We start from the raw sequence: 10,483 nt of genomic DNA, 5'->3' as shown, positions 1-10,483 counted from the left end.
TTGCCGCACGAGTCGTCACGCCCTATCCCTTACAAAAACCCGGCAGGCGGAAAAGAGAAACCCTTCCACCAGGAGACAACCTCATGGATATGCGTGATTTAGGCACCACCGGGCTCACCGTTTCCGCGCTCGGTTTCGGCGCGGGCTCCATCGGCGCCGACAACCAACAGGATGCCGATATCGAAAAGCTACTCAACAGGGTCCTCGACCTCGGCATCAACCTGATCGATACGTCCATCGGGTATGGCCGGTCGGAAGAGCGGATTGGTCGCTTCCTCAAACACCGACGCCAAGAAATGGTTTTGGCAACGAAGGTCGGTTACGGCATCGACGGCATCCCCGATTGGACCTACGACTGTGTCACGGCCGGCGTGGAGCGCGCGCTCAAAGTCCTGCAAACCGACACCATCGACATCATCCATCTACACACCTGCGACCTGCCCACCCTCCAACGCGGCGAGGTCACTCAAGCGCTGCAAGACGCCAAACAAGCGGGCAAGGTCCGCGTCATCGGCTACGCGGGCGACAATGAACCGCTGCTCTACGCCATTGACAGCGGCGCCTTCGGCTCGGCCATTGCCTCGGTGAACCTGTGCGACCAGCGTTTTATCAACCAAGGTCTGTGGGAAGCCAAACAGCGGGGCATGGGCGTCATCGCCAAACGGCCGGTGGCCAACGCGCCCTGGCGTTTCGCGGAACAACCGCGCGGTCACTATTGCGAACCCTACTGGGAACGCCTGCAAACGATGGACCTTCACTTTGATTTGCCCATGCAGGAGGTCGCCCTCCGTTTCGCGGCCTTCACCTACGGCATTGACAGCATCATCGTCGGCAGCACCAACCTCAAACACATTCGCGAGAACCTGACCGCGATCAACAAAGGCGCCTTACCCAAGGACATGGTCAACACCCTGCGCGACCGCTTCCTCGAATGCAACAACAACTGGCGTTCGCAGATTTAACCAAAACGGCCCCGTCGGGGGGCCGGTTATTGGGTGGCATTCACCTCGCGAATTTCACCGTCGTTACCTTCGAAAATCGCCAGTGATTCCCATCCTTGGTAAACCGCACGCATGCAGGCCACCCGGCTCATGGCGCCGTTGCGGTACGGCAGTACGGTGCGATGTTTGCGGTGAAGGTGACCACAGAAAATGAACCGCGGCTGAAGCGCCTCGGCCAAGTCGCGCGCCGGCTGGTTCCCACGCGGTTCTGTAATCAAGCCCTCTACATGATCAATCCCAACCGGCCAATCGTGGAGCAACAGGAAATCGGGCGACACATCCAGCAAGTCGATCAGCCGATGAATGTCACCTCGGGTAAAACCAATCAGGTCTTTGCAAGGCAAGGTCATCTCGGGCGACCACGCCGGTCGGTTATCCGGCCACACGGATGGGCGGTAAATCCCGGATAAGCCGGCGACCACCAACCCGTCCGGCAGGGTAAACACCCCGGAGCGACCCAGGTAGTGAAAACCCGGAATCAGTTCAGCACCCCGCGGATGCTGTTCCAGCCAGGCGTTGGGTTCGTGATTCCCGCCGATAAACACCATCGGCCATGGGATTTGCGCCTCACCGCGGTAGAAGAACCGGAAGTCACCCGCTTGACGGTACTTTTCCGGTGCATCCATGCTGTCCGCGTCCTCGCGACCGCGGTGGGGTTCAATATCGCCAACCTGCAACACATAGCGGAGACGGTTTCCGGTCGCGGCTTCCCAGCCGGTTAACATCTCGATCATTTTGAAAAAGTGGCCGTGCACATCACCAACCACCGCGAAAAAATATGGCTTCTCGGACATAGCTAACTCCTCGCACGTCACCCCCGGGATGCCGCGACCTATGACGGCATCACATAAAATACAAGGGGTATTACGTGACATCTAACCCGTATCGCTCACCGGGGCGTTCAGCGCGTCGCTAATGCCCTGATGAACAATGCGGGTGCGGCCCCGGGCCGGGGAACGCAAAAAGCAATTTCCTCCGTCCTGACGACGCCCTATGATTAAGCGCAAAATCAGCCACAATCCATTACCCCAATCATCTTTTTTTTCGCCTCATCAACCAACACCCCCGCCAAACCTGGCAGCCAGGAGATCGAATGGACACCTTGCCCAGCGAAACACCAACCAAAAACCCCGACCCCGCCCACGACCGAAGCTTCTTGTTAGGCCTCATCGGCGGCTTACTGTTTTTTTGGTTCATTCTGCCGGTGATTTACCCGCCCGCCGCCCGCTATACCTACCTCGCGCTGTACCCGATCACGATTATCGGCACCTTCATCCACGAGATGGGTCACGGGCTGGCGTCCCTGGCCACGGGCGGTTCGTTTTTGTGGCTGCAAATCGAATTTTTTCGCGGCGGGTCGGCGATTACCGCGGGTGGGTGGCGCTTGATGATTCTCCTCGGCGGCCTTTTGGGACCGGCGATTACCGGCGCGGTGCTTCTGGCGGTTTCCACCCGGGTCCGACCGCGCTGGGTCATGATCACCCTTGCCCTGTATTTTGTCTTGGGCATCTTTTTTATGGTGAAACCGCTGTGGTACCTGTTCACCGGCTTCAGCGATCCCCTGCTCGACCGCTGGCAGCTTTCCTATCTGGCCACCCTGTTGGTGCCGGTCGCCCTGCTCGCCGCCACGCTCAAGTTCATGCAGTTTTCCGAGGTCGGCCAACGCTATTTCATCCAATTCCTCGGGGTCATCAGTTGCTTGGCCGGTTTTAGTTCCAACAGCTACATCTTCATGTACGAACCTCTTGCCGGCGGCGGCTATTCCGACGCACGCATGATCGCGGGCACCTTTTGGACCGGCCCGGAAACCGTGCCTTTTTTCTGGTTTGTGGTTTTTGCCTCGATCATCACGGTCACCAACATCGCGGCGGTCCTGTATGGGACCTGGCTCGCCCTAAAACCCACGGGATCCACCCCGGCAAAAACCTAAATCGGGTATGATGGGAGCCGAATTTTTCCATAGGACGGTCTCATGAAAACAGTCTTAATTACAGGCGCCAACCGCGGCATCGGCCTGGAATTCGTCAAACAGTACTTGCAGGAGGGTGCTCGGGTGCTGGCCACCTGTCGCGATCCTCAAAAAGCCAAGGCGCTAACCGCGTTAAAGGAAATGGGTGATTTACAGGTCGCCGCGCTTGACGTAACCCAACCCGAGCAGGTAGACGCCGCCGCGGAACGGTGGCGTGACCAAAAGATCGACCTGCTGCTTAACAACGCCGGCGTTTACGGCCCCCGCAACAGCTTCGGCGCAAACGACATTGAGGCCGACATGGCCGCGTGGGAAACCGTGTTTCGCGTCAACACCATGGCGCCCCTGCGCGTCGCACTCGCCTTTCAGAACCAGGTAGCCGCCGCCAAAGGGACCATGGCTTTTATCACCAGTAAAATGGGCTCCATCGCCGACAATACCAGCGGCGGTTCCATTATTTACCGCACCAGTAAAAGCGCGCTCAACATGACGGTCAAATCGCTGTCGATTGACCTGGCACCGCGGGGTATTTCCTGCGTTTTGTTCCACCCCGGCTGGGTGTTAACCGATATGGGCGGCCCCAATGCGCTGATTGATGTGACCACCTCGGTAGGCGGCATGCGCGCGAAAATCGATCAGTTAACCACCAAGGACCGCGGCAAATATTTTAATTACGACGGTCGCGAAATCCCTTGGTAAAGGGGGCCTTTGCCCCGGTGTCATCGACGGTGCCGGGGCTAACTCGCTTTGCGGCATTCGGAACAGCGACCAAACAGCCAAATTTCGTGGCGGTTGATCTCGCAATTTTCCAACCGATCCGTCAGCTTCTCCACGTTGAGACAACCGGGCACGTCGAGAATAATGCCGCATTCGTCGCACTGAAAATGGTGGTGGTGCTCGTGTTCGGCCCGCTCGTAAAAGGTGGGTTGGCCGGGGAGTTCGACCGCGACCAGGTAACCCTGTTCCTTCATCATTTTCAGGGTGCGGTAGACGGTTGCGATGCCCAAATTTTGGTCCTGATCTTCTACCGCTTCCATGACGTCCTGAGGGCTCAGCGGGCGGTCGGACTTCTCAAAAACCTCGCGTATAACGGCACGTTGTTTGGTACTGCGAATCATAATGGTTTTCCTTGGCGCGGTTTCGCGGTGGCGCGTTTGTCAGTTTAACAAGGGTCGTCCAATCACGCCAGCTTGCAAAAAGAAGTCTCAGACGACTAATCGACCGGTTCGTTACCGTGACTGACCCCGTGACGCACGAAGCGCACGTTAAATACGTCCATCAGCAGGGGCAACATGATGACGGACCCGAGCCAGCAGAAAAACACCCCGAGGATGGCACACAGACCTAGGCTGCGAAAGCCGGAGTAGTTGGCCAAAAACAGCGAGCTAAAACCAAAAATGGTGGTCAGCGAGGTGAGGGTTACCGCTTTGCCACAATCGGCGGTGAGTTTCACCAACTCCGCGGTATCGTTGGACTTGCGGTGCAGGTACTTCTCGACAATGTGGACGCCGTCGTCAATGCCGATGCCGATAATGAGCGGGGTCGCCACGAAATTCAAAACCGTGATGTCGATGCCCAGCAAACGCATCGTCCCCAGCATCCAAACCACCGCCATCAGCAGTGGGGTAAGGGTCAACATCATCAAGCTGGGTTTGCGGAAGTGGTACCACATAATGGCAATCACCAGGAAGCCCGACAGCAAGGTGGAGTATTGGAACGACTGTTTGACCAGTCTTTTGAGTTCCTCCGAAATGGTCTGAATTCCGGTTACGTGAATTTGGGTGTCGCCCTTGGTGCCAACCCGGTCCAACAGATCTTGGGTCAGCGCGCGAACCGCGTTTTTATCCCACAGCCCGCTGGAAGGGTACACGTGGATCAAGGCCTTGTATTTGCCGTCGTGCCGGCTTAAAAACGGCCGGACAAACGGACTTTGGGTCGCCAGGATATCTTGTAACGAAATGGCGCCGCCGGCATCGAGCCCGGCGGCGAGGTTTTCGATATACCGGGTGCTGTCCTCAGTTTCGCGAAAATTCTCCGCCTCCATCGCCGCCTTAAACGCCTCGCGCACCTGATCGCCGTTGAGCCCGTTTTCACGCAGGCTCGCGGTATTGCGGGTTTGCGCCCTTGGGCTTTGCAAAAAGGAAAGCAAGCTGTCCCAGCGCACCAACTTCCCTTCTTCCTTGAGGCCCCGCAGCACCGGCACCAGTTTGTCATGGGCCGCGTAGAGATCCACCTCGGTCGGCGCTTCCAGAAGGAAGGTCAGTGAGCGCAGGCTACCGCCGATTTTGTTGGTGATTTCACTTTGTAAGTTAATTGCTTCATTGGACTTGGCACGTACCGAACGCAGGTCGGTGTTAAAGCGAAGCTGAACGGCCTGCACCAAAAGAATCAAGGTGCCCGCGATGAGCAGGGCCAAGGCCGTACGAGGAAACTTCAAGATGGCTTTCAGCAGTACTTCAAGGTGGAAGTCCCACTGAGCGCGGGGTTTAAATTCAGTATTGCGACGGCGCGCCTCGCGAAAAAACAGCATGCACGGCAAGAGCACAAACATTTGCAACAGGCAAAAGAAGATACCGACCGCGGCGATGATGGCAAATTCACGCAGGCCGGAGAAATCGCTAAAACCCAGGGCCAGAAAGGCCAACGCCGTGGTGAGTCCGCCGACAAAGGTGCCCAGCCCCGTTTCAGCCAGCGCTGTTTCCATCGCTTCTTTGGCGACTTTACCGCGCCCACGTTCGTCCAGGTAACGAGAAAAAATGTGGATCGCGTAATCAATCCCAAGCCCGACAATGATCGCGGAGAAGGTGGCCGTCATCAGGTTGAGACGGCCGAACAGGAGGTAGCCGCTGCCGAGCGTCCAGATTTGGGCGGCAAAAAGCGGAATCCCTACATAAAAGACAGCCAAGGGTCGCCGGTAGGCCAGCGAGAACAGCAACACCACCATCGCGAACGAGCTGAGGAACATGCTGACCACATCACCTTTGATGATGCTGTTTTCTATGGCGGTGATCGGGTGGGGACCGGTCAGGCCGATGGAGAACACCGTGTCGGCGTCCAAACCTTCTTCCTCGGCAAACGCTTGTTTGGTGATTTCGATTTGGCCTTTGAGAAAGTCCGTCAGGGCCACGCTGAAGTCAACGTTTTCGGGTGAATCCGTCGGTTTGGCGAGGATGACCAGCATGCGGTCGTCCTTGCTCACCAAAAAGCCGTCGTTAAAACTAATTTGGTAATTGCCGGCGATTTCGTTGCGGTACCCGCCCGCGAATTCGAGCAGGTTCAGTGGATCTTTTTCGATCAGTGCTTTGACCGCGACCCCGGATTCCAGCTCGCGTCGGTTCTCGGCGACACGGGCCGCGATCCCCTCGGGACTCAGCCGCTTGGCAAGGTCGGGGATGTGTTCTTCCGGCATCAGCCGGGTCAGGTATTTGAGGAATGCGTGCCAATTGGTGCGTTGCCCCGCGGCGAGGAGGTTGGCGCGAATCCAGTGGAAATATTGGGCTGATTCGGGTTGCGCTTCCACCTGTTCGACCAACAGTTCGGCGAACACCTCGGCCGATTCTAGGTGTTCGGGTTCGAATTGGACCGCGACCACGACACGGTCAATGAGGTCGAAATGTTGGACCGTTTCTTCAAAGCGACGGACTACCTCGTTGTCGGCGGGCAACAAATCGCGCACCGTGGTTTTCTGTTCGAGTTGGGCGGCGAAGCCTGCAAAAAACAGTGTGAGGACAAAAAAGCAAAAAAGTACCAGGCCGTGGCGACGGTGGAGAAAAGCGGCCAAACGTCTCAAAAAAGTTTGGCTGCGTTTGTGTTTTAACGTTTTAACTGACAATCATGGCTCCGCGAAAAACACCTCAAAACAGACTTGCCGGGCCGGGGGCGCAAGCGCACCGCCGAAAAAAGGCCGTTGATGATAGCATAAAGCGCGGGCAAACCCCACGGGCTTAATCGGGGACAATGCGGGTTCCGACCGATTCAATCGGTTGGCTAAGCAAGGCCTCGGCCGTGGTAATCAGCACCTGATTGCCGCCGGCGGCGACGAAATCCACCGCGGCTTCGATTTTGGGCCCCATGCTGCCAGGCGGGAATTGACCGTCGGCGAGATGGGTTCGCGCCTCGCTCACCCTGAGCGTATCGACGGCCCGTTGGCTCGGTTTGCCAAAATCGAGGAAGACTTTATCGACCCCGGTCAACACAATCAGCGCGTCGACGTTGAGATGTTGGGCCAGCATGGCCGAGGTCCGATCTTTATCGATCACCGCTTCAACCCCAATCAGGTAACCCTGTTGATCGCGTACCACGGGCACGCCGCCGCCACCGCAGGCGATGACGATCACCCCGGCTTCCACCAGCCGTTGGATAACGGGTAATTGAACAATTTCCCGGGGTTTGGGAGAGGGCACCAAACGGCGCCAGCCCCGTCCCGCGTCTTCTTTGACGGACCAGCCTTTTTCGGCCTCGAGTTGTTCGGCCCGAAAGGCTTCGTAATAGGGACCGACCGGCTTGCTCGGCGCGCGAAAGCCGGGATCGTTGCGGTCGACCACGACCTCGGTTAAAACCGCGGCCACCGGTTGGTCGAGGCCTTTCATGTGGAGTAGGTTTTCAATCGTGCGCTGGAGCATGTACCCCATGCTGCCTTGGGTTTGGGCGCCGCAGATGTCCATCGTGTAGGGTGGCACGCGGTTGCCGGCTTCTTCCTGTTGGATGAGTACGTTGCCGACCTGGGGTCCATTCCCGTGGACAACGATGGGTTGGTAACCCTGTTCAACCAAGCGCACGACCATTTCGGCGGCTTCCTTGGCGTTTTCGATTTGTTGTTTTTGGTGCCCGGCTTGGCCCGATTTAATGAGCGCATTCCCCCCAAAGGCCACAAGGGCCCGTTTTCCTGTCAAAGAGTCCTCCCCTGGAAACCCGCCCCCCCGAGCGAGCGTTGTTGGTGCATGCAGCTTGAAAAGCAAAGAATACAGGGTTTGCCACCCCGGAGGAAAGCCACCAACCAACGTTTTTTGAAAAAAAGCCGCCACCGTTTCCCGGCGGCGAGCCAACAGCGGTCATTTTCCGGCAAATGCGCCACACCAACCGGCATCCCCACCAGTTCGGGACACCCACCTTTTTCCCCAGTCCCCCAGTTCGGGACACCCACCTTTTGTTGAAGGCCTCTCTGGGCCTATCTGGGACACCCACCTTTCTGATTTCCAAGCTGGTGGGCCTATCTGGGACACCCACCTTTCTGATTTCCAAGTTGGGGATTCAAGTAGGTGGGTGTCCAACAAGTGGGTAACAACGGGTTACAGATTCACTCACCCATTCTTTCGCGTCTCATACAGAGTTCCGGCGATCGAAAACCCAAGCAGAGGTAAAGACAGTGGGTGTCCAACGCTTGCAATAAGCCGACAAATTCTTAGGGGGCGAGCAGTGTTGCGAGTTTTTCGAAGACCGCGGGATGAAGAAATACCTCGTGGCCTTTTTCCGGTAGCACGGTCATCTCGACTTGCTTACCGTGTTTGACGGCCTGTTCGTGATAACGACGACTAAGCCAGAGTGGGGTGATGCGATCTTTTTCGCCAACAATTAGATGGATTTGGGTCGCCGGATCCACCTTTGGCAAGAGATCAATTGCGGAAAGGGAATTAATGGGTTTTCCAAATATTTGCGACTTGGTGTGGCCGAGCATGTGTTTGCGCCAAGCCTCGAGATCGGCAGGCAAGGCCACCAACAGGGCGGCGTTGATCAACTTGGGATGGCGACCAAGTATGTTCGCGGAAAGCGCGGCACCGCCCGAATGGCCCGCTACGATCACCCGGCCGGCCCCGTAATCTTTGGCCAACTGGGCGATGACCGCCGCGATGGTGTCGGTATTGCCCCCATGCCAATTGTCTCCGACCGCATTGCCGCGTTTACCTTCTGAGCGATTGCCGACGGGATCGGTATAACCGGGTCGCAACAGGCCGACCGCGACCAGGTTGGTGTGGGCGTCGGCGGCACGCTCGGCAAAACGGTAGTGGTAACCAGGCTTGTTGCGAGGCGCGTCACCGTGAAGGACGACCAGCAAGCGGGGATCGCGACCAAAGTCCTTACTTTTATAGGCTTGCGTGAATAGTTTGCCATGGTCGCCCTGGACCATGCGTTGTTCGGGTTCGATGGTTTGGCCCAGCAGGATTAGCGGTACCTGCATCAGGACCAAAACGAGGAAGGTTCGCAATCAGATCTCCTTTGTTTTCGAGACGCCCGGGGTTGTCCCCGGTAGTGAAAGGGTATATCGGAAAAACCCATCCGCCGGCATTTGCTCCAGTTTGTACGCGGTGAATATCGTGGCGGTTTCCAAACGCAATTCAGGATACCCAGCTTTCTGAAATGCCTGCCGCAGACCAAAAAGGTGGGTGTCCTACTTTTGCCGGCAGGGGTAACTGTTCTAAATTTTGCTTCGTATTGGTGGGTGTCCTACTTTTGCCGGTTGATGGGTTTTCTACACTTATTTGGCGGGTGTCTTACACTTGCTACACTGCGGTTGGTGGGTGTCCTGGTTCTGCCAACCATGGGTTCGATGCTCAGCAGGCAGCCCGGCAAGTTCCGCGTCAAAACAAAAGCCGCGTGCTAACTTCAGGAGGTTTTATCCTAAGAGGCGCGATAAGAGCCAGGGATTTTGGCTAAAGATCTGGAGCGAAATGGTTTGGAAAAAGCGGAGGCGCACCCGTTGGGTGCGGTGAGCATTTTTACAGGCCGTTGCAGCCCAGAGGTTTAGCCAAAATCACCGCGAGTTATCGCGCTTCTTAGGTTTATGGGTATGGTTACGCTGTATCAGTTTTTGGGAGGGCACGGCGTATCCAGCTACAGTCCCTTCTGCCTCAAGCTTGAGACCTTCTTGCGAATGGCCGAGGTTCCCTACGAAATCAAATACACCCTCAACGTCAAAAAATCGCCAACACAGAAAATGCCCTACATCATGCACAGCCAAACCCTTCTCAGTGATTCCGGTTTGATTGTCGCCTACATCAAAAAAACCTTTGATGTGGACCCCGACCAGGGGTTAAGCGCGAAGCAACGGGCCGAGGCATTGGCCTGGTCACGGCTCATTGAAGAACACCTCTACTGGGTGCTGCTGTATTCACGCTGGCTTGATCGGCGCAACGATGCTGTTATGAAAGCGGTCTACTTTCCTGATTTCCCCAAGCTCCTCAAAACCCCAATCTTGGCTGTCCTTCGTCCGCGTATCCGCCGCGATTTGGCCGGCCAGGGTCTGGGCCGCCATCGTGAAGCCGACATGTACGCAATGGGATGCCGTGATTTAAGCGCACTGTCTGATTTTCTGGGCGATAAGCCCTATTTTTTCGGCGATCAGGTCACCGCCCTTGATGCAACCGCCCACGCCTTCCTCGCCAACCTGTTGTATGTTCCCTTTCAATCACCCTTAAACGTCCATCTTCAAGGATTGGACAACCTCGTCGCCTATTCGGATCGCATGCAGCAACGCTACTACGGGGAGGGTCGCGCGGCCGAGTAACAATACCGCGGG

Annotated in this window: 9 protein-coding genes; 4 read left to right on the top strand and 5 right to left on the bottom strand. The window is 56.7% G+C overall.

The window, feature by feature from the left end; all coding sequences use genetic code 11:
• Positions 1 to 83 precede the first annotated feature (83 nt).
• Positions 84 to 962 (top strand): aldo/keto reductase, encoded by an 879-nt coding sequence (locus J3U88_RS09725; protein ID WP_207858415.1) that lies wholly within the window; start codon positions 84 to 86, stop codon positions 960 to 962.
• 26 nt (positions 963 to 988) lie between these two features.
• Here the strand turns inward: J3U88_RS09725 and J3U88_RS09720 are convergent, their stop codons facing one another.
• The gene (locus J3U88_RS09720) at positions 989 to 1,795 is read right to left on the bottom strand and encodes a metallophosphoesterase (protein WP_207858414.1); all 807 of its coding nucleotides are present in this window, start codon (positions 1,793 to 1,795) and stop codon (positions 989 to 991) included.
• A gap of 299 nt (positions 1,796 to 2,094) precedes the next feature.
• Between J3U88_RS09720 and J3U88_RS09715 the strand changes: the two genes are divergently transcribed.
• Positions 2,095 to 2,931: a M50 family metallopeptidase gene (locus J3U88_RS09715; RefSeq protein ID WP_207858412.1), complete on the top strand. Its 837-nt coding sequence runs from the start codon at positions 2,095 to 2,097 to the stop codon at positions 2,929 to 2,931.
• A gap of 42 nt (positions 2,932 to 2,973) precedes the next feature.
• On the top strand, positions 2,974 to 3,669 hold the full coding sequence (locus tag J3U88_RS09710; RefSeq protein ID WP_207858411.1) for an SDR family oxidoreductase: 696 nt from the start codon (positions 2,974 to 2,976) through the stop codon (positions 3,667 to 3,669).
• A 38-nt stretch (positions 3,670 to 3,707) separates the two neighbouring features.
• Here the strand turns inward: J3U88_RS09710 and J3U88_RS09705 are convergent, their stop codons facing one another.
• The 4 genes from J3U88_RS09705 to J3U88_RS09690 form a co-directional block, all read right to left on the bottom strand.
• Positions 3,708 to 4,088 carry a Fur family transcriptional regulator gene (locus J3U88_RS09705; RefSeq protein ID WP_207858410.1) on the bottom strand — a complete coding sequence of 127 codons (381 nt, stop codon included), beginning with the start codon at positions 4,086 to 4,088 and terminating at the stop codon, positions 3,708 to 3,710.
• 95 nt (positions 4,089 to 4,183) lie between these two features.
• Positions 4,184 to 6,802, bottom strand: coding sequence for an efflux RND transporter permease subunit (locus tag J3U88_RS09700; protein WP_207858409.1), 2,619 nt, complete (start codon positions 6,800 to 6,802; stop codon positions 4,184 to 4,186).
• Between the two features lie 112 nt (positions 6,803 to 6,914).
• Positions 6,915 to 7,862, bottom strand: coding sequence for a carbamate kinase (gene arcC, locus J3U88_RS09695; RefSeq protein ID WP_207858408.1), 948 nt, complete (start codon positions 7,860 to 7,862; stop codon positions 6,915 to 6,917).
• A gap of 509 nt (positions 7,863 to 8,371) precedes the next feature.
• The gene (locus J3U88_RS09690; protein WP_207858402.1) at positions 8,372 to 9,172 is read right to left on the bottom strand and encodes an alpha/beta hydrolase family protein; all 801 of its coding nucleotides are present in this window, start codon (positions 9,170 to 9,172) and stop codon (positions 8,372 to 8,374) included.
• A 582-nt stretch (positions 9,173 to 9,754) separates the two neighbouring features.
• Here J3U88_RS09690 and J3U88_RS09685 point away from each other — a divergent pair.
• Entirely contained in the window at positions 9,755 to 10,471 is a 717-nt protein-coding gene (locus J3U88_RS09685) for a glutathione S-transferase family protein (protein WP_207858401.1), read from the top strand.
• Positions 10,472 to 10,483 lie beyond the last annotated feature (12 nt).

Source organism: Acanthopleuribacter pedis, assembly GCF_017377855.1.
GTDB classification, from domain to species: domain Bacteria; phylum Acidobacteriota; class Holophagae; order Acanthopleuribacterales; family Acanthopleuribacteraceae; genus Acanthopleuribacter; species Acanthopleuribacter pedis.
The sequence above is the reverse complement of the archived record's forward strand: the minus strand, read 5'-3'. Positions and strand labels throughout refer to the sequence as shown.